18 protein-coding genes are annotated in these 19,860 nt (G+C 55.0%); 12 read left to right on the top strand and 6 right to left on the bottom strand.

What is annotated here, in order from left to right; translation table 11 throughout:
- Window position 1: 1 nt before the first annotated feature.
- From BQ7114_RS01255 to BQ7114_RS01245, 3 genes are all read right to left on the bottom strand, one after another.
- Complete coding sequence (locus tag BQ7114_RS01255; protein WP_072340859.1) at window positions 2-280, bottom strand: metal-sensitive transcriptional regulator; 279 nt, start codon at window positions 278-280, stop codon at window positions 2-4.
- A gap of 105 nt (window positions 281-385) precedes the next feature.
- Complete coding sequence (locus BQ7114_RS01250; RefSeq protein WP_072340855.1) at window positions 386-979, bottom strand: carbon starvation CstA 5TM domain-containing protein; 594 nt, start codon at window positions 977-979, stop codon at window positions 386-388.
- 9 nt (window positions 980-988) lie between these two features.
- Window positions 989-2,140 (bottom strand): PspC domain-containing protein, encoded by a 1,152-nt coding sequence (locus BQ7114_RS01245; RefSeq protein WP_072340851.1) that lies wholly within the window; start codon window positions 2,138-2,140, stop codon window positions 989-991.
- A 113-nt stretch (window positions 2,141-2,253) separates the two neighbouring features.
- On the opposite strand from BQ7114_RS01245, the gene BQ7114_RS01240 reads away from it, so the two are divergent.
- From BQ7114_RS01240 to sucD, 5 genes are all read left to right on the top strand, one after another.
- A complete protein-coding gene (locus BQ7114_RS01240) occupies window positions 2,254-3,483 on the top strand; it encodes an ATP-binding protein (protein ID WP_195906689.1) in 1,230 nt (409 codons plus the stop codon).
- Window positions 3,480-4,130 (top strand): LuxR C-terminal-related transcriptional regulator, encoded by a 651-nt coding sequence (locus tag BQ7114_RS01235; protein WP_072340848.1) that lies wholly within the window; start codon window positions 3,480-3,482, stop codon window positions 4,128-4,130. The genes BQ7114_RS01240 and BQ7114_RS01235 overlap by 4 nt, the downstream gene beginning before the upstream one ends.
- An 88-nt stretch (window positions 4,131-4,218) precedes the next feature.
- On the top strand, window positions 4,219-6,849 hold the full coding sequence (locus tag BQ7114_RS01230) for an ATP-dependent helicase (protein ID WP_072340843.1): 2,631 nt from the start codon (window positions 4,219-4,221) through the stop codon (window positions 6,847-6,849).
- Window positions 6,850-7,044: 195 nt separating this feature from the next.
- Complete coding sequence (sucC, locus tag BQ7114_RS01225) at window positions 7,045-8,208, top strand: ADP-forming succinate--CoA ligase subunit beta (RefSeq protein WP_072340841.1); 1,164 nt, start codon at window positions 7,045-7,047, stop codon at window positions 8,206-8,208.
- Window positions 8,209-8,221: 13 nt separating this feature from the next.
- Window positions 8,222-9,142: a succinate--CoA ligase subunit alpha gene (gene sucD / locus BQ7114_RS01220; RefSeq protein WP_072340840.1), complete on the top strand. Its 921-nt coding sequence runs from the start codon at window positions 8,222-8,224 to the stop codon at window positions 9,140-9,142.
- 76 nt (window positions 9,143-9,218) lie between these two features.
- On the opposite strand, the gene BQ7114_RS01215 is transcribed toward sucD, so the two are convergent.
- Together BQ7114_RS01215 and BQ7114_RS01210 are read right to left on the bottom strand one after the other, a co-directional pair.
- On the bottom strand, window positions 9,219-9,434 hold the full coding sequence (locus BQ7114_RS01215; RefSeq protein WP_230205934.1) for an IS3 family transposase: 216 nt from the start codon (window positions 9,432-9,434) through the stop codon (window positions 9,219-9,221).
- Window positions 9,435-9,561: 127 nt separating this feature from the next.
- A protein-coding gene (locus BQ7114_RS01210) for an IS3 family transposase (RefSeq protein WP_143236766.1) occupies window positions 9,562-10,787 on the bottom strand; the annotation gives its coding sequence in 2 pieces (ribosomal slippage) (window positions 9,562-10,508 and window positions 10,508-10,787; 1,227 coding nt in all).
- A gap of 93 nt (window positions 10,788-10,880) precedes the next feature.
- Here BQ7114_RS01210 and BQ7114_RS01200 point away from each other — a divergent pair.
- The 6 genes from BQ7114_RS01200 (at window position 10,881) to BQ7114_RS01175 (ending at window position 18,082) form a co-directional block, all read left to right on the top strand.
- On the top strand, window positions 10,881-11,327 hold the full coding sequence (locus BQ7114_RS01200) for an ATP-binding cassette domain-containing protein (RefSeq protein ID WP_268258620.1): 447 nt from the start codon (window positions 10,881-10,883) through the stop codon (window positions 11,325-11,327).
- A gap of 314 nt (window positions 11,328-11,641) precedes the next feature.
- Window positions 11,642-12,931 carry an FtsX-like permease family protein gene (locus tag BQ7114_RS01195; RefSeq protein WP_230205932.1) on the top strand — a complete coding sequence of 430 codons (1,290 nt, stop codon included), beginning with the start codon at window positions 11,642-11,644 and terminating at the stop codon, window positions 12,929-12,931.
- Between the two features lie 27 nt (window positions 12,932-12,958).
- Window positions 12,959-13,750, top strand: a complete 792-nt coding sequence (locus BQ7114_RS01190; RefSeq protein WP_143236765.1) for an ABC transporter ATP-binding protein — start codon at window positions 12,959-12,961, stop codon at window positions 13,748-13,750.
- 1,307 nt (window positions 13,751-15,057) lie between these two features.
- Entirely contained in the window at window positions 15,058-15,681 is a 624-nt protein-coding gene (locus BQ7114_RS01185) for a prolyl oligopeptidase family serine peptidase (protein ID WP_195906688.1), read from the top strand.
- A 680-nt stretch (window positions 15,682-16,361) separates the two neighbouring features.
- A complete protein-coding gene (locus tag BQ7114_RS01180) occupies window positions 16,362-17,519 on the top strand; it encodes an ImmA/IrrE family metallo-endopeptidase (RefSeq protein WP_072340825.1) in 1,158 nt (385 codons plus the stop codon).
- Window positions 17,519-18,082 (top strand): DUF4411 family protein, encoded by a 564-nt coding sequence (locus tag BQ7114_RS01175; protein WP_072340822.1) that lies wholly within the window; start codon window positions 17,519-17,521, stop codon window positions 18,080-18,082. Before BQ7114_RS01180 ends, BQ7114_RS01175 begins: the two co-directional genes overlap by 1 nt.
- Before the next feature lie 81 nt (window positions 18,083-18,163).
- Here BQ7114_RS01175 and BQ7114_RS01170 read toward each other — a convergent pair whose 3' ends face one another.
- On the bottom strand, window positions 18,164-19,447 hold the full coding sequence (locus tag BQ7114_RS01170; protein WP_072340819.1) for an amylo-alpha-1,6-glucosidase: 1,284 nt from the start codon (window positions 19,445-19,447) through the stop codon (window positions 18,164-18,166).
- Between the two features lie 51 nt (window positions 19,448-19,498).
- On the opposite strand from BQ7114_RS01170, the gene BQ7114_RS08925 reads away from it, so the two are divergent.
- Window positions 19,499-19,738 carry an LPXTG cell wall anchor domain-containing protein gene (locus BQ7114_RS08925; RefSeq protein WP_072340815.1) on the top strand — a complete coding sequence of 80 codons (240 nt, stop codon included), beginning with the start codon at window positions 19,499-19,501 and terminating at the stop codon, window positions 19,736-19,738.
- Window positions 19,739-19,860: the final 122 nt, after the last annotated feature.

Here is a 19,860-nt window from a genome sequence, read left to right as displayed (position 1 = left end):
ACTACGCAAGGGACAAGAAGATTTTGCGAAGTTCCTCAGCGTCGGGATGATCATCCACCCCGCTGCCTTCACTGGCCGCACAAGACTGGATGGCCGCCAAAACCATCGCGTACGTAGCCCTGTCCACCGCCTTCGATGCCGCGATCATTTGCGGCAAAACCTCTAGGCACGGCTTGTCTTCCTCAAGCTGGCGGATAATGGCATCTATTTGACCGCGTGCCCGAGAGAGGCGGTTTCGAACCGCGCGGCGATCTTTTTCGCTTACTTGAACTGAAGCCATTTTTACAACCTGCAATCTATACGAAAGATACCCCCACGGGTTTACGACCGATCATATCGTGTACCCGTGGGGGTATTCTCGAGAGGGAGTTAATCGAGTGGAAAATCACCACATCTTGGACTTCTTCTCCTTTACGCTTGCTATAGCCGCAGTGATCAGCATGATGAGGCCCATCACCGTTAGACCCGCCGTTCCGATCAGAGGCCAGTTGAACATGTGCCACCACGGCATCGAGATGATAAGCGCTCCGATGGCAATTAGAGTGAGTGCCCAAGTCAGCAGGCCGAACTTAACCGAACGATCCTCGTCTTCATTCTCTAGGGGAGGCTGAAAAGCGGGACGTTGCGGAGCAAAGCCGGTATCTGCAAACGGGTCTTCCTGGCGGCGCGAGTCTTCGAAGGAGGAAGCGGGGCCAGGCGTTTCGTTGGGGACATGCCCGGCCTGCGCTGGCTCATTTTGCGAAGACGCGGTTGCGAAGACTTCAGGCTCTGCCGCGATGTTCTCCGTTTCAGTCGCGTCGGACTCGCCTGTAACGCGCGGATCAAACGCGCTGGGCTGGTCCGCTGGGTCAAAGTTAAGCTCTGGAAGAAGCTCGGTTGCGCCGGAGTCCTCTCCCTCGCCCATCGGCATTTGGGCGGTGCTGTCCACCTCAAACGAGGTGGTCTTATCTTCGTCAGGAATGTTCTTATTTTCCGTCATGATTCACTCCTAAAAAGCTAAAAAGGCCGATGCGCTGCCAACAACCATCATGAATCCTGGGACCAGCACCGTCACTGCAATCGACAGCGCGGTGAGCCACGTGCCCTGCTTGCCCTGCAGCGCGCGCACGCCCAAAACCATTCCGGTGATTATGAACGCAACGCCAACCACCGAGGTAGCGATAATGCCCGGATTCGCAAAGAAGTCCATCCGCCACAGTAACCAAGTCAGGGCCGTAACGAGGAACAGTGAACCCGTAATGCCAAGGAATGCAGACACGCCAGGTCCCTGCGGGCGTGTCCTCACCGGATAAGGCGGTAGTGGTGCGGGTTGCCCATACGGGGCGTAGGGAACTGGCCTCGGCTCAGGGCCACGCAAGGGGGGCGCCGGTTGGTTCGAGTTCCATGCTGTTTGATCGGTCCTGAACGCGGCATTCGTTGGAGCGGGACCAACTACACTTTCCTCGTGTTCCGGTGTAGCGTCCGAGACATTCCAAGCCGGGGCATTTGGTTCCTGCTGGTTTTGGTTAGGCAGGGAAGTCTCACCGGGCTGGACCGCGTTGCCAGTTTCGTCAAACCTGAAGTCGTTCTGGCGGGGAGGAAATGCGTTGCCGTGAGATTGGGGTGCCTCACCATAGGGCGGGCGCGGACTGAACTGGCTTTCAAGCTCCTCACGCTGTTTGCGTTTACTCATCAGAATAATGATCAGCACAGCCGCTGCGACCAAGAAGAATGTTGCGACGGTACCTCCCGCCCCATACAACCCTCCAATCCAGCCATCGCCCGTCTTGTACTCGATAGAAATGGGCCAGAAGAATCCGAAAATAGCGAACGCTGCCACACCCAAGTGCGCGATATCGAAACGCGCCTGAATGAACTCTTCAAGATGGATTCGGTTATCCGTGCGTTCTGGAACGAGCGCCCAGAGCGCCGCATATGCGAACAGCATCACGCGCGGGTTCAAAATCGCGAAAATGAACATCAGGCCGCGAATCAGGTTGGCGTCAAGGCCTGTGATAACTGCGGCGCCGGAAGCCACGCCGCCGATCCAACGATCGGGTTCGCGGCGAATACGCCAACTGCGGATCGAATTGAAAAAGCTCTGCCGACCCCGCTCATCTGGCTCGTAGGGCGGGCGCGGAGGCTGATAGTTGTAACTCATGATTCAATAATCACCCGCGCCGCCGTCTTGCGGTATCAGGGAAGGCCCTGATTTCACCCTGAATCTGGGGTAGGGGAAGTACAAGCGAGGTTATTTTTTGGCACTATGAGAGTGTGAATAGCGCGCAACAACAGAATTGGCTGGCCGCAGTAAGGCCGCCGCTCGAACGCACTCCGCGAGGAGCGGATGGTAGGCCTAAGCCGTGGCTGGCAGGTGTCGTATCCGGGCTGTCCGTACATTTGCGCGTGTCCGTCACCGTGCTACGCGTAGCCTTTTTGGTGCTTGTGCCGCTTGGGAGCCCAATCCTCTACGTGTGGTTGTGGGCACTCACGCCGAAGGTGAGTGAAGAACGCAGATACCGCTCGGCCCGCATTGCCCGGCCCGTTAAAGAGCACCGAGACGTGCCAGCCGGCACCGCCCGCAACGGCATCGCCTTTGCCATTGCCCTCCTTCTAGCTGCCGCGATCTTCTGGGCTGTGCAATCCGGGTGGATCTACCTCAGCAAAGACTGGATCGCAACCGCCCTCCTACTTGCCGGCATCGCCCTCATCTGGGTGCAATCCTCCAGCGTCCAAGACTGGAGAAACCCCATGGTGCTTGGTCTAACCGGAACAGGTGTAGTTGCCGTCCTCGGCGGCGTCACCCTGCTACTACTCGGGGGAGGATCCGGCCTGCTTCCCGGCCTGATCCTAGGCCTGGCCCTCATCCTCGTTCTCGCGCTCGCATTCTCGCCCCTAGTTATGCGCATGACCAAAGAGCTCTCCGCAAACCAGGTGGCTCGTGCCCGAGAAACCGAACGTGCTGACATTGCCGCGCACCTGCACGACTCCGTCCTCCAAACCCTCACTCTAATTAAGAACAATGCGGACAATCCCACGAGCGTGCGCTCTCTTGCCCTCAAACAAGAACGTGAATTAAGAGCGTGGCTCTACACGGGAGCGGAACGAACAAGCGCGTCAGCCCGGCGCCTACTCGAAACGTCAATTGAGGCGGTTGAAGAACTTTACGGCGTGGAAATCGAAACTGTAACCGTTGGTGACGGCGCGCCCGGCTCCAACGAGCAGGCTGCCATCGCGGCCGCCACAGAAGCCGCCAAGAACGCCGCACGCCACGGAGCGCCGCCCATCCAAATCTACGCAGAAATTGGCGACCAATACGACATTTACATCAAAGACGCGGGCCCCGGCTTCGACCTTTCAAACATGCCTCCAGACAGGCACGGCGTGCGCGACTCCATCATCGCTAGAACCGAACGCGCCGGCGGCCGCGCAGAAATCCGGACCCTAAACCCCGGAACCGAAATTCACATCAGCGTTCCTCGAAGTGAAAAGATTAAACCGTGACACTAAACGTAATAATCATTGACGATCACCCCCTCGTGCGTGCAGGCGTGCGTCACGAGCTGTCAAAATACCCTGAAGAAGTCCGTGTTATTGGGGAAGCCGAAGATGTAGATACCGGTATTGCCCTCGTTCGCGAACTCCAGCCAGACGTAGTCTTGCTAGACGTGCATCTACCCGGTGGAAGAGGCGGAGGCGGCGCTGAAATTCCGCGCACAACCGCTGACCTTCCCAACGTGCGCTACCTGGCCCTCTCCGTGTCGGACTCGCCCGAAGACGTGGTTGCAACCATACGCGCAGGCGCTCGCGGGTACGTCACTAAATCGATTTCCACTAAGGACCTCGTGGGAGCGATCATCCGTGTTGGTGCCGGTGACGCCGCCTTCTCGCCGCGCCTCGCCGGATTCGTTCTCGACGCCTTTGGAACTCGTGAAATCGCCACCACCGATGAGGAACTCGACTTGCTCTCCGCGCGCGAACGTGAAGTTATGCGGCTAATCGCTCGTGGATTCACCTACAAAGAAGTAGCGGGCGAACTTTTCATCTCGGTCAAAACGGTAGAAACCCACGTTTCATCTGTACTGCGCAAACTACAGCTGTCAAACCGCAATGAACTCGCGCGTTGGGCTGCCGCAAGAAATATCGTGTGAGGGCCCCACTAACTTCATGTCCGTGGCAGTGTGTACAGTTGATGCGGGCGGCTAACCTGCCCGAATAGTCGACAAGTTGGAAAGCGCGATGCGAAGCTTTAACGAACCTGCACACTCCTACACCGCACTACCTGGCCTGCCTCCACTGGCGGCGCAAGGAGACGAGCCGGAAGTATCGTGGGATACGCCGGGCACGCTGTGGGATGAACCAGCGTCTGTTGACACCAGTGACCTCACAAACGGCCTCAATCCGCAGCAGCATGAAGCCGTTGTATACGAGGGTGGGCCGCTACTCGTGGTGGCCGGAGCGGGATCTGGAAAGACGCGCGTGCTCACTCATCGCATTGCATACCTGCTCCGCACGGGGAGGGCGCGCGCCAGCGAGATCCTCGCAATCACATTTACCAACAAAGCTGCGGCCGAGATGCGGGAGCGGGTTGCCGGTCTCATCGGCCCCGAAGCGCGCCGTATGTGGGTATTCACTTTCCACTCCGCGTGCGTACGCATTCTGCGCGAGCAATACCAGGCGGCGGGTCTGCGCTCCTCGTTCACCATTTACGACCAGCAGGACTCCAACCGTCTCGTCACCATGGTTGCACGCGCCCAAAACATCGACACCAAACGGTTTAGTGCCAAAATGCTTCAGGCGCGTATTTCTGACCTCAAGAACGACCTCATCACGCCCAGTAAATACGCTGAGATCGCGCCAAACGATCCGGTTTCGCAAACCGTTGCAAACGTCTACCGCGACTACCAGAAGCGCTTGCGCGAATCGAACGCTCTCGATTTTGACGACCTCATCATGCGCACCGTTCAGCTTCTCAAAGAGAATAGGGCCGTTGCGGAGCATTATCACAGGAGATTCCGCCACATCCTCGTTGACGAATATCAAGACACGAACCACGCGCAATACGTGCTCATCCGTGAACTAATTGGAGATGGCGCCGATGTTCCGCAGGGCGAACTGACGGTAGTTGGTGACTCGGACCAGTCGATTTACGCATTCCGGGGCGCCACCATTCGCAACATCGAAGAGTTCGAAAAAGACTTCCAGAACGCGCACACCGTGGTCCTAGAACAAAACTACCGGTCCACTCAAAACATTTTGTCGGCCGCAAACGCCGTCATCTCAAAAAACTCCGGGCGGCGCGCGAAGGCCCTGTGGACTGACCTGGGCGCTGGAGACAACATTGTCTACGACGCCGCAGAATCTGAACACGACGAGGCGCGCTTCATCATCGGTGAAATCGACAACCTGATCGGCACCTACAAGTACGGCGACATGGCGATCTTCTACCGCACCAACGCCCAATCGCGCGCCCTAGAAGAATCGCTTGTCCGAGCCGGCATTCCATACCGCGTTGTGGGCGGCACCAAGTTCTATGAGCGCAAAGAAATCAAGGACGCGATTGCCTATCTGCAGGCCATCGCAAACCCTGACGACACGGTTTCGTTGCGCCGCATTATCAATACGCCCCGGCGTGGCATTGGCGACAAAGCAGAGGGGGCGTTCATCGCCCATGCCGACATGTATGCCACAAATTTTGGAGGGGCGCTACGCGAAAACTGGATTGCAAAAGACTGCCCGCGCGGGGAAGGTGAGGGCGTAGACCTGCCCGAGGGGGCATGGGAAGCGCACATAGACAAAGTGCGTGCAGAAGGCGGCGGCAACCTGGTTACAGGGGCTAGCCCGAGGGCGCTCAACGCGGCCGCCGGTTTCTGGGGTCTGCTCGAAACCATGCGATGCGCAGTAGAAGCAGGAGCGACCATTAGCTCTGTGCTCGACGACGTCATGGAAGTCACCGGCTACCTCAAAGAGCTACGCGAATCTAACGATCCGCAAGATGCCTCCCGCGTTGAGAATCTGGCGGAACTGCACTCCGTGGCCGAGGACTTTGCCCAGGTGAATCCCGAGGGCGGGCTAGTGGACTTCCTTGAACGGGTATCCCTCGTAGCAGATGCCGACCAGGTTCCAGACTCCGCGGACCTTGCGGGCGGCGTGAGCAGTGGGGAAGTGACCTTGATGACCGTGCATACCGCTAAGGGCCTGGAATTTCCCATCGTGTTTGTAACCGGCCTCGAGGATGGAACGTTCCCGCACCAGCGCAGCCTCACCGACGAAAGCGAACTATCCGAAGAGCGTCGCCTCGCATACGTTGCGATCACGCGCGCCCGGAAGCGCCTGTACCTAACGCGCGCCGCAGTGCGGTCTGCATGGGGAACGCCCGTGGATTTGCCCCCTTCGCGTTTCCTGGACGACATTCCTGGCGAGGTGTTGGAAATCAGGCGTGAGCATACCCAAATGGACAGTTACCGCTCCGGTGGTTATGGATCTGGCTACGGGTCCAAATACAGTTCCGGTTCGGGCTATTCCGATTCTGACTTCAGCCCCGCCTTTGGGTCGGGCCGCTACCGGGGCTCCCACTCTGGGAAGCGATCGTCGCGCGTCACCTCGCGTTTTGACAGTGACGCTGTCAGCCGCGTGAGGGAGGTCGGCGAGAAGTTTAAACCCACCAAACTCGGGCAAGGCAAGGCGAAGAAGAGTTCCGCCCCCGCGATTCAGCTGGACGCGGGTGATCGGGTTAAACATGCCTCGTACGGTGAGGGAGTGGTGATCCGCTTGGAGGGAGACGGAGCGTCGCAGGTGGCGCACGTCGATTTTGGTGAAGGGAAACCGCGCAGATTACTGCTTCGTTACGCTCCGCTAAAGAAGCTCTAAGCATTTCTTGGCGAGCTAATGGCGTAAATCTCAAACTTGATATACGAAAGTGAGATTCGCGCCATTAGTGACGCATTTTTTGCGGCAAGAGGCTAACCTGATATCAAGATGTCTCGATGTCGAGCTTCTTTTGATGGGAGCTCTTCTTCAGATTTCGTAACCGAGGACCATACGATCCAGACGAAAGGCAAGGGCGTGGATCTATACGAATACCAGGCGCGCGACCTCTTTGAAGCGCACGGTGTACCAGTTCTCCGTGGCATCGTCGCCACCACCCCAGATGAAGCAGAAGCGGCAGCTACCGAACTGGGAGGCGGCACCGTAGTTGTCAAAGCCCAGGTCAAGGTTGGCGGCCGTGGTAAGGCAGGCGGCGTTAAGCTCGCGCATTCGCCCGCTGAGGCCCGTGAGAAAGCTGAGGAAATCCTCGGTATGGATATCAAGGGCCACACCGTCCACCGCGTTATGATCGCCGAGGGCGCCGCGATCAAGGAAGAGTACTACTTTTCCATCCTTCTTGACCGTGCCAACCGGCGCCACCTGGCCATGTGCTCGCGCGAAGGCGGCATGGACATCGAGACCCTCGCGAAAGAGCGTCCCGAAGCCCTCGCCAAAGTGGGCTTGGACGCCACGGTTGGTATCGATGATGCGAAAGCGCGTGAAATCCTTACCGAGGCCGGCTTTACTGCTGATGAACTTGATGCGCTTGCTCCCGTCCTCGTGAAACTTTGGGACGTTTACAAGGGCGAAGATGCAACGCTCGTTGAGGTGAACCCGCTGGTCAAGGTTGAAAGCGGCTCGATCATTGCCCTCGATGGTAAGGTCTCGCTCGATGACAATGCCGCATTCCGGCACCCTGAACACGAGGCCTTGAAGGACACTTCGGTGCAGGACCCGCGCGAGGCCAGGGCCAAGGCAGAGGGCCTGAACTACGTTCGCCTCGAAGGTGAGGTTGGCATTATTGGAAACGGCGCAGGCCTCGTCATGTCTACCCTTGACGTCGTCGCATACGCCGGCGAGAAATACGGTACGCGCCCCGCGAACTTCCTCGACATCGGTGGCGGTGCTTCCGCAGAGGTTATGGCCAAGGGACTCGACGTCATCCTTGGTGACGAGCAGGTGCGTTCCTGCCTCGTAAACGTTTTCGGTGGCATCACCGCGTGCGATGAGGTTGCCAAAGGCATCATCGGCGCCCTCGAGCTGCTAGGCGACGCTGCAACGAAGCCGATTGTGGTGCGCCTGGACGGCAACAAGGTTGAAGAAGGCCGCGCTATTTTGGCCGAAGCCAACCACCCCCTCGTAACCATGATTGAGACCATGGACGGCGCTGCCGCCAAGGCCGCTGAACTCGCGAAAGCCTGAAAGGACCGAAAAGATGGCTATCTTTCTAGATGAAAATGATCTGATTATCGTCCAAGGCATGACGGGGTCAGAAGGCACCAAGCACACCACGCGTATGCTATCTGCTGGCACCAAGGTGGTGGGCGGCGTGAACCCGCGCAAGGCTGGACAAACTCAGACATTCGACGTCACGCCATACGGCCCCATGGCCGACAAGGTTGAGGCTGGCCAGGTAGAGGTCTCTGTTTTTGGAACCGTTGCTGAGGCTAAGGAAGCAACTGGGGCGGAGGTCTCCGTAGTTTTCGTGCCCCCACGTTTTGCCAAGGGCGCCGTCCTCGAGGCCGTAGAGGCGGGTATGCGCCTAGTCGTGGTAATCACGGAGGGAATCCCCGTTCAGGACTCCGTTGAGTTCCGCCAAGCAGCTGAAGCTAAAGGCGTTCAGTTGATCGGCCCGAACTGCCCCGGCATCATCTCGCCCGCAAAGTCCAACGTGGGTATCACGCCTGCCGATATCACGGGTCCCGGCCGCATCGGCCTAGTCTCTAAGTCTGGCACGCTCACCTACCAGATGATGTACGAGCTTTCCGACATTGGCTTCACCACCTGCATTGGTATCGGTGGCGACCCGGTCATCGGAACTACGCACATCGATGCTCTTAAGGCCTTTGAAGAAGATCCTGACACCGAACTGATCGTCATGATTGGCGAGATAGGTGGCGACGCGGAAGAACGCGCAGCCGAGTACATCAAGGCACACGTAACCAAGCCCGTAGTTGGCTACGTTGCGGGCTTTACCGCTCCGGAGGGCAAAACCATGGGGCATGCCGGTGCGATCGTCACCGGCTCGTCCGGTACTGCGGACGCCAAGAAGGAAGCGCTCGAGGCAGTGGGCGTGCGCGTAGGCAAGACACCTACCGAAACCGCTAACCTCGCTCGCGAAATCCTCCTGGGCTAATCGATAAGCGCTAAGGGCGGCCCCACGTCGTTGTGAACTGTCCCCTGAAAGTTAGACAGTTTAATAGTAGGGGTTCTTAGGCTACGAGGGCATGATTCCGATATTCGTTCGGGGTCATGCCCTCGAGTCGTTGTTGGATGCGTTGGTTGTTGTACCAGTGGATGTAGTCCTGTATTTGATTGGCTAGGTCTTCGGTGTTGGTGAACGCTTGTTGGTAGAACAGTTCTGCTTTGAGGTGAGCGAAGAAGTTTTCTGCCATTGCGTTGTCATGGCAGTTACCTTTTCTGGACATGGATTGAGTAGCGTTGTAGTTGGCTAGTAGGGCTTTCCAACTGTGGTGTTGGTATTGGAATCCTTGATCCGTATGCATGATCATGCCCGGTCCTGGCTGTGAAGCGTACTGAGTTTTGTTCCGCTTCTTATACGGGGGTCAGCTTGGCTGACCGGGTTTGATTGTATCTTGTGATGACCTCTTCGGGGGTGGTGTAGTTGAGCGATTCGTGGAGCCGTTCAGTGTTCCACCAATGGACCCAGTTCAAGGTAGCCCATTCGACCTCGGTACATGAACTCCAGGACTGGGAGTAAATCAACTCGCTCTTGTACAGTCCGTTGACTGTCTCAGCTAGCGCGTTATCGTAAGAGTCACCAACCGAACCGGTCGAAGACTTAATCCCGTAGTCAGCGAGCTTATCGCTGTAGGCAATCGATGTGTATTGCGAGCCGTGATCAGCATGATGAACCAGACCATCAAGACCCTCTTTTGCGCCCATGATGGCCTGCTCAAGTGCCTCCAGTGGAAGAGCCTCGGTGGTCATGGTCGATCTGGTAGACCATCCCACGATCTTCCTGGAGTACACGTCGGTGACAAAGGCCGTGTAGACGAACCCTGACAAGGTGCGAATGTAGGTCATATCAGCGACCCATAGCTCGTTAGGCCTGCTGGCCTTGAACTCCCGGCTCACTAGATCCGGGCGAGTATCTGGGACTGGTGCTGGCCGGATGGTCACAGGCACCCGGCCGCGGCGAACACCGCTAATACCGGCGATCTTCATAAGCCTGGCGACCTGGTCACGACCGATATTCCACCCTGCACGCCTGGCAGCGTGCCACATCTTGCGTATCCCATACACGCCATAATTGCGAGCATGGATCTTCTTTAGCTCGTCGATCAGCATCCGGTCTCGTATGCTCCTAGCGCTGGCAGGCCGACTTTTAGCTAGCCGGTAGCCACGGGAGGTAATAAACCTGCCAATCGTATGCTCGCCTAGTACCCGGCAGATGAGCTCGACCGAGAAACGCTCGCGATATTCGTCAATGAACGCGATCATTTGCTCCCGGGGTGGTCGAGTTCTCGTGCGAAAAAAGCTGACGCGAGTTTCAAAATCTCGTTCGCCCGCCGTAATTCCGCATTCTCGCGTTTTAACCGTTTGATCTCTTCGTGTTCTTCACGCGTTATTCCGCCTTTCTTACCCGAATCAATCAGGTGCTGGTCATACCAGCGCCGCAACGACTCATTCGATACCCCAAGCTTCGGGGCGATCTTTTGAACCGCCTGCCACTGCGTCACGCTCGGATCATCGCCTAGACGATCCGCAACCATCCGCACCGCGCGATCCTTAAACTCTGGTGAATACCTCTTCGCCATGTTCCTAATCCTCTCAAAAACAGGTAGGAACAAAACCCAGGACGCTTCAATTATCGGCCCATCCGGAGCTGGCAAGAGTACCGTTTTTCCCTTTTGGAATGCTTCTATCCCTTAAGGTATGGGCAGATCTACATAATGGGTCAGCCATTAACTTCAATGACAATAGAAGAAGTTCGATCGCATTTTGCGTACGTCGAGCAAAATGCACCCCTTCTATCTGGCACTGTTCAGGACAACCTCTGTCTCGGACTTTCCGAGGTAACACGAGAGGAATGTGCGAGAGCACTCGAAGTAGTTGGACTGGATCATCTGGCAGATGATCTTGGCCGCGACATAGATGCGTATGTCGGCGAGCATGGCGTTTTGTTAAGCGGAGGCGAAAGGCAGCGGCTTGCATTGGCTCGCACGCTGCTTTCCGATAAAGATATATTGCTACTTGATGAGTCGACGTCTAACGTCGACGAGATTGCTCAGAAAAAGATAGCCTCCTTTCTTAAAGGTTACGTAATGAATAAAACGGTACTTATGATCGCTCATTGACCCGCGCTGATTGAAGCAGCGGATAATGTCATTGTTTTCGACAAGGGGCGACTGGTGGACTCAGGATCGCTTGAGGCCGTCCGCAGCCGTTGCTCCCTCTACCGGCAATTGACTCAGGTGGGTGGTTAGTTTGATAGGAATTGCGGGTATATTGATGTATATCAACGTGGGGAGTGGGGTTTAGCGTGCATACTCGTCTATGTTTTCGGAAAATGCGGAGCACAGATTGGCCCCTTGTTCGACTTGCTCGCAAAGAACTAGCCAAAGATCTCGCTCCCTGGATAGCACTCGCGTTTACATCAGCCTTTACCGCCATGGGCGTGTCATTTTACATCGGCAGCCTGGTCCGAGGGAGCGGGTTTGATGGTCAGATCGGACAGGCTTACGTTGAATCCGGTTCTACCGGTATTGTGCTGTTAATCCTGGTTTCGGTATTTGCGATCTCATCCAGTTCACGAGTTGCAGTCACGCTACAGCGCAGGGATATTGTCGTCTGGCGACTTGCTGGGGTTAGTGAGCAGCAGGCTAAGATCGTTGCGCTGGTTGAGATTTCGATTGCTACTGCGGTGGGTACACTTGTCGGCGCAGCTGGCGCTTTCGGGCTTTGGCCCATCTGGAGACTTGTGTTACACGCTGCGGATATGCCTTATGCGCTGACGCTAGGTGTTCCGCCGCTTGCGGTGTTTCCTATTGTTGTCTTTGCCCTTAGCGTCACTGCGGTTTTGGGTGGCATGAAGGCAGGTCGGCAAGCTGCGAATGTCCGACCTGTATTGGTGCTGAAATCTGATTCTGTGGCGGTGCGGCGATTTAGCTGGGGCAGTTGGTTAGTCGGAGGACTTGCGCTGTACCTTATTGGACATCTTCTCTTCTTGGCGAATCGCACGTCACCCCACAGCAGTATTACCGATATAACGCAGAAGACGACTTTTATTTATTTGGGAACGGCGTTGGCATATGCTGTGCTTGTGGGTTCAGTAGGCAAGTATTTTGTCGGTCGCTTCCTGCGTGTGTGGACGGCAGTTGTGCCCAAACGATGGTCAAAGTCTTGGTTTTTGGCCAGCCGCCAGTCCGAACATGACTTAGAGATTTCAACTGCTCTTGTCATTCCGTTGACAGTCTCCCTTGTCCTGGTAACCGGAGTCTTTGGTTATGTTGGGCAGGCACAGGATGCGGCGAGAGCGTTTGGTGTTGCCTTTGCTGGAAAGGGAATCGACATCGGTGGTCTTGTGCAGCTCCTCGGTCTTCCGGTTCTCATTTCTTTGATAAATGCCGGAGGAATCGCCATTGCCACCGGCGCTAAGAAGCGCAGGGACGCAAGTATGCTGTTCGTCCTAGGGGCAACCAAAAGGCAACTTTATTCTAAATTGGTTTTTGAGTCAGTCATGCTTGTAGGGACTGCATTGCTGATTTCGCTCATGGTGTATTTCGTCAACGGATTGGGTTTCTATCTCGCTGTCCGATACGGCCCGATTCCTGACGCAACTTTCATATGGCCTAGTCTGACTCCGTTCGTATTAGCGCTGCTTGGACTGGGAATTTTCTTAGTGAGCTCATTGTCTACACATCGCAGGCTTGATTATGTTCAGTCGGGAGATATCAAGTAGGGGATCGCGGGTAATTTAGATCGCGAGATGAAAGGTGATGAAATCATGACACGAGAAACAACGGCTCGGGTGTGTTGTCAGAGCCTCAATAAGAGTTATGTCGTCCCAGGGCGTGAGGGGCTAACAAGGCAGGTTCTTCAGGATGTGTCCTTCCAGGCGTGTGACGGCGAGTTGGTTTCTGTTGTGGGACCCTCAGGTAGTGGTAAGAGTACCTTACTGTACTGTCTTTCCGGACTTGAGTCGTGCGATGATGGCAAAGTTGAGCTTTGTGGTGTCGATATTACCCAGCTAAGCCTTCCAGATATCTCGCGGCTGAGGCGCGATAACGTCGGTTTCGTCTTCCAAGATTACAACCTCATTCAGTCTTTGACGTCGATTGAGAATGTGATGTTACCTGCCCAGTTGTCGGGCGCTGACGCTGATCCCGCTGCCGCGAAAGCACTGCTAAATAAACTCGGCCTATCGAATCAAATCAACGCGAAACCGCAGACCCTCTCAGGGGGCGAACAGCAACGTGTTGCAGTTGCTCGTATTCTTTTCAATCAATCGAAAATTGTTTTTGCAGATGAACCCACTGGCGCACTCGATTCTCAAGCCAGCAAAGTCATTGCCAATCTCCTTCGAGAAGCAGCTCGTGCGGGCTCCACAGTGGTGATCGTGACACATGACATTGAACTCGCGGCACAGTCAGATCGGGTGTTGGTGCTCTACGACGGCCGCGTTAACAGCATATTGGAACATCCTTCACCCCGTGAGGTCTTTGAGACCCTCAACATGCTGAACAACGGGAACAGCCCCCATGAAGCCAACTCTGATTAGCCAGTTCGAGAATCTTGCTGCCCTCACTAATACGGCGGCACAAACCAAATGGGCGAGACACGGAGAATGGTGGTACTACTCGGATAGCGCCACTGGTCTCTTAATGCGCGTTCCGATCAGCGATCCGGACGACTGGGATCTTGATGAGCACAACATGCAGCGGTTGCGCCCCTCTGCACATCCTGTGTTTCACCATAATCAAACGGAATACTCAGAAGTCATAAGTCAAGATATTTCAAGGGACGGCAACTGTACCTGTTCGGCTACACGTTCACCATCTGACGATATAATTCGACTTGATGTTCGTGAGGCTAAGTCTCAGCGCATAGTTTTCAGCAAATCTCTTCGCGGATGGATGCTAGACCGAATATATCTGTCGAAAAACGGTGAAGGAATTTACTTCACCTGCCCCTCCTCGTCACATCATTCTAAATCACTGTGGGCCATTATAGCTGATAGCCGTAAAGCGCAGCATCCAATATGTCTTTTTGCCGGACATAGCGGCGACAACCTCAGCGTAAGCCGCACCACATGACAAAGATTTCTGAAAGTAATACATACATCTAGCTCGCGTCGCGTGTTTACTCTCATTGATCTCGATACTACCCAGATACACTCCGGCATCGAAGTTGCGACAGGATTAGCTTCCAAACATTATACATTCGAGCATTTAGAGTGCGAAGGGATAGACTTCGCATTTCTCATCGAGCACAGTGGTGCGGCCTCTGGGGCTACCTGAGTAGTTTTAGGCTCAACGACGGACGTGCCATAGGGGTAAGGTGCTCAATTAACGGAGAAGCGAACCGGTCTTTGACGTGTGCGACCTCGGTTTACCTAGGAAAAGAAAGCCTTGTCGCCTTCCTCCCCGATGGGCTATCTGTAGATGTAGTTGTCTTTTCTTACACATACTGCGGTAATGGTGGAATAACTTTGGAGGTTCGATCGACTCTTCACCTGCCATCGCATGTGAATTCAGCGCTAATGCGCCCGATGGACTGGTGGCAGCCTTATGTCGATATAGCTATTTCGAGCTTAGTCGCACCACCGGAGCTGTTGCGAATCCCCCCCTCAACAGAAGATTGTGTAATCGCCAATCTCCATCCTCCTATCTTTTTGATGTACTACCAAAAATGAAGGAGAGTAGATACGGCGTCGTTCGCACTCTAAGTCGCTTGGATGGCAACTCGTCCGCAGGGTTAACAATGGCCTCGTCGAGCGCTAGTATGCAGCCGGCAAAGGGTTGCCTAGTTGTCGGTTACGGAGCCTATGGACGGTCATTACCCCGTAGCTTCAATCCACTGTACGCAATGATGCTTGAACGCGGCGTTGATATCGCACTCGCGCACGTTCGAGGCGGCGGAGAATTTGGTGTTGAGTGGCACCAACAGGGAACGAGGTTGCATAAACTTGACTCTATCGGGGATTTTCTTGATGTCTGTGAATATATTAAGACCAACGGAACTAGTCTAAACCCAGACTATAAATTGTTTGCGCTAGGGGCTAGTGCCGGGGGGGGGTTGGTAGCAGCAGCCGCGAATATGTCGCCTGATCTTTTCGATAGTCTCATACTGGTCGCTCCGTTCGTCTCGCCGCTTCGTGCTCTCATGGACCCCGATGAACCGCTGACTATTACTGATTGGAAAGAGTACGGTAACCCCATTTCTGATCTCAATATTAGGAAGTATATTGCGGGCTACTCGCCGGTTGAAAACGTTCCTCCCGTTAGGATGCCAGACGCCTTTTTAGCTCTCAATGAACTGGATAACAAAGTCAATAACCGACATGCTTTAGAATGGGTTGACCGTATGCGCGAAACTGGATCGCACATAGAGTTGGAAATCCGCCCGGGTGCCGATCATGCCGGCACGTGGTCTGGAGCAACGTCTTCTCAAATACGCATCCTCGAATGGATCACAAAACGCCTGCCCTAATAGACATGCCTGCCAGACTGCGCTGATACCTGCTGGAAATGATGTTAAGTCGGTCGTATCGTTGTATCGCCTCCCACTACAGTGTCGGCGTGCTAAACATCAAGAGGTGGAACAGCTGTGGAGGGTCCATTACTGCCGTGCTCCGCCACAACAACAAGAACACTGCAGTGACGGCACACTAATAGAGTCTGAAACAGCGGTCAGGGCGGCGAGGCCCTAGTTTGTATAAGAATGTCACTTGTACTTGCGGTAGACCCAGGTATGTTCATGTTTTCTTGGAGATGTAGACCCCCTGACTCCGAACACACCAACGCAACCCGCCGGGCGCCCCCCCCTCAGCCACGACAGCAAGGACGACAGGCTCGCGGTGATACGCCAGTGAAACCGTTTAATCGAGGGCTCTGGGCGGGACAACCTCGCTCAGAAAGCACAAAAATCCTAGTAAACACGGGTGAGCAGCCAGCGAGACCCTTATCAAATCCGACGTCCAAACATCCAAATTTTTTTGGATCGATTATCTTCTTCGAACAATCTTCTTATCTACACCCGTGCCGGTATCGTTAGTTGATCATGGACTGTTATATTTGTTTTCGCCCCACCTGTGGAAACTGCTTCATTCCCAGGTTCGATTGATATTGTTCAGCCATAAAGCACGGTCCTGTCCGAAGGAGGTGGGGACAATGACAGCTGGAGTGGATATAGCCCCTGAGCTGTTCTTCTGGGCTGTCGAACGTGCTGGGTGGAGCGAAGAAGAAATTGAGGAACGCGCTCCATACTTCTATGAATGGGTAGCACAGGAAACTAAACCAACCTTCAATCAAATTCAGAAATTTGCCGGCGCTACCTATACGCCTCTGGGATCTTTGTTCTTGTCTGAGCCACCGAAAGAATCCTTGCCACTTCCAGACATGCGAACTACGGGGAACAAGAAAGTTCCCAGGCCGTCCGCAAATCTCCTCGACACCATCTACATATGCCAGAATCGACAAGGCTGGTACAAGGACTACGCAGTAGACGCAGGCTTCCCAGAGCTCTCATTTGTTGGCACAGCGAGACTGTCTACCCGACCCGAAAAAATCGTGCGACAGATCCGTGAAATCTTGGACTTCGACATGCAAGCACGTTCTGCCTATGTGACTTGGTCTGAGGCTTTTCGTGCCCTCGTAAGAAAGATTGAAGATCTGGGCGTATTGGTCATGGTCAGCGGAATCGTTGGCAGCAACACAAGCCGGAGCCTCGACCCGGAGGAATTCCGCGGATTCGCAATCGCCGATCCGATTGCACCACTAATTTTCGTTAACGGTGCGGACACGAAGTCTGCACAAATATTTACGCTCATTCACGAACTTGCACATATCTGGCTCGGACACAGCGCAGTATCTGATGCTTCAATCACAGCGGATACCAGTACTGATGAAGAATTGTGGTGCAACCGAGTCGCTGCTGAAGTTCTCGTGCCTATGGACACTCTAAAGCAGGAGTTCAAGGGAATTGTTTCCGAAGAAGAACAAGACCGTCTGGCTAAGAAATTCAAAGTTAGCACCCTGGTAGTTCTAAAACGTCTCTACGACGCCGACTTGCTATCCTGGGAACATTTTCAAGAACGCTACGCCAATGAGATGGAACGCCTCCAGGCGTTTATGGAAGAGAAAAGGAGCAAGAGCTCAGACGGAAATTATTACTACACCCAACGCGGTCGTTTGGGCGAGCGATTTTCCAGTGCGGTTGTGCAAAGCGCGCGCTCTGGATACCTACCCTACCGAGACGCATATGAGTTACTCGGAATAAAGAGACACTCTACGTTTGAGAACTTCGCCAATATGATCGAGGGATCCTGATGTTCCTCTTGGATTCAAATGTATTTATCGAGGCGAAGGATCGATATTACGGATTCGATTTCGCACCTGGGTTCTGGGCGTGGTTAGATTTTCATTTCAAGAGTGGTCGTATTCTTAGCATCCAAGATGTGAGAGACGAACTCATTGGTCGTGAAGACGATCTTTCGCTTTGGGTCAGGGAACGCAAACAGTATTTTCGATCAACTAGTGAATCGGTCACTCTAGAAAAGTTTGGTGAGGTAAACAATTGGGCGGTAACACATGGCTATCCCCAGGAGGCACTCCAGGTAGTCCAGAATAATCCGACTGATTTCATGCTCGTTGCTTATGCCGCGGCACATGATCTTGTCGTGGTCACCCACGAAAAATCAGCACCACAATCAAAGAAGAGAGTCATGATTCCGGACGCTTGCAAAGCAATGGGCGTGAAGGTTACTGACACTTTCACGATGCTCCAAGAGACTGGAATTCGCCTCATCATTGAAGACCCACCAAACAACGTCTCATTCGACCAAGATTTTGGCGTGCCGGACGGAGTGAATCGACCTCTCCCCGGAATGTAGACCTACAAAAATCCTGAGTTGCCTGAGCCTTCGTCAGGGCAACCCAGGATTTATTCCTTAGTTTTGCACTAGATGGAAGCGTTAGTTACCCGTCAAAACCTGAGCAACGACAACAGCCGAAGCCGCCGCCCACGCCTGCGGCCTGCAAGACGCCGGGTAGGGGAGTGGCTTCGCGTAAGCGTCCCGCTTGACTCCGGCAAACAGTTCCGGCAGCCGCCAGTCGAAGCGACGGGCGGCCTCCATCAATCCGCGCGCAACTTCCTGCGCTTCCTCCTTGCGACCTTCACGCCACATTCCGCGGATAATCATCGCCGTGTCATGCGGCCACACCGACCCCACGTGGTACCTGTACGGCCAGAAACCGGCATTCGTCGTGGACGCCGTGTGAATGCCATACCCAGAGAACATTTCCGGACTCATCAACGTCCTCATCACGTCATCCACTTCGCGCTCATCTAGCAGACCCGACCCAAGCAGGTGCCCAATATTCGAAGTCAGCGAATCCACCGTCCTCTTCGACGCATCCAACGCGATCGCAGGATAACGGAAGCCGTCATTTTCAACCCAGAACTGCTCGCGGAAACGGGTCTTAAAATCAGCCGCCCAAGCGCGCCAGGACTCACCATCTTCGCCGAACACCTCCAAAATTTCCGCACCATCTAAGGCCGCACGATGCGCGTAACCCTGCACCTCACACAGCGCGATCGGACCGTCCGCCAAAGATCCGTCGTGCCAGCGCACCGAATCCCCGCTGTCCTTCCAGCCCTGATTTGCGAGGCCGCGGCCGGTCTCATCTAGATACTCCAGGAACCCGTCACCGTCGGCCTCTCCGTAATCGCGCATCCAGGCCAGCGCCAAGCGCAAATTCGGCAGAAGCTCAGCTACGTCCCCCTCGTTGGCGCCCGCCTTCCACGCATCATGTAGCGTGCTAATCCACAGCGGAGTCGCATCGATCGTTCCGTAATAAACCGGCGGCAAAACCAGCGGTCCGGAAGAGGTCTCGAGATTCAAAGGTTCGCTGCGCACCTCATGCAAAATCTTGCCCGGCTGCTCCGCGGTTTCCACGCGAACTTCCTTGCCCTGCAAGCTTGCAAGTAGCTTGAGCGTCTCCATTGCCAACGCAGGATCAACACTGTTCAAGAAGCCCGCAGTGATCAGCGAATCGCGACCAAACAGCGTCAAAACCCAGGGCGCCCCCGCCCCAATAAAACGCAGATCCGAATCGTTTTCGTGCGAAAACGTTAGCCCGTCGGCGAGCGCATTGATCTGCTCACCTTCCCTGACGGAACGCCGATACAGCCTGAGGACGAGCTCATCCTCGCCCTCAACAACTACCGCCAGTCGGGTGGATCCGCCTACCCGCACGTAAAGACCGCCCCGGTCATTTACGACGAACAGAAGGCAATCCGCGACCTCATGATCGAATGGGCACAGGAAAACGGAACCGTCGATCCTTCAACGTTCTTTGAAGAAAACTGGTCCGTTTCCACTTCCGCTGCCGAGGGCGGTGCTGAGGAACCTACCGAGACGCCGACCAACGGTGAAGGTGGTAACCTCGCCAAGACCGGTTCAAGTGACATCTTCGCGCTCGCAGGCGCAGCACTTGCGATGCTAATCGCTGGATCTGTTCTTGTAGTCAGGCGCATGAAGGCATAACTCCGCGAACGCGGAAGCTTTGAGGCCGGAGGGTGGTCCCCTCCGGCCTCAAACAATTCAAGAAATCCTTTAGGACCGCGTGCGTCTACGACTGATTTCGGCCGTCCCGGTTTCGGTCGTCG

The organism is Actinomyces urinae (genome assembly GCF_900119695.1).
Taxonomy (GTDB): Bacteria; Actinomycetota; Actinomycetes; order Actinomycetales; family Actinomycetaceae; genus Gleimia; species Gleimia urinae.
This window is presented reverse-complemented; position numbering and strand designations above follow the sequence as displayed.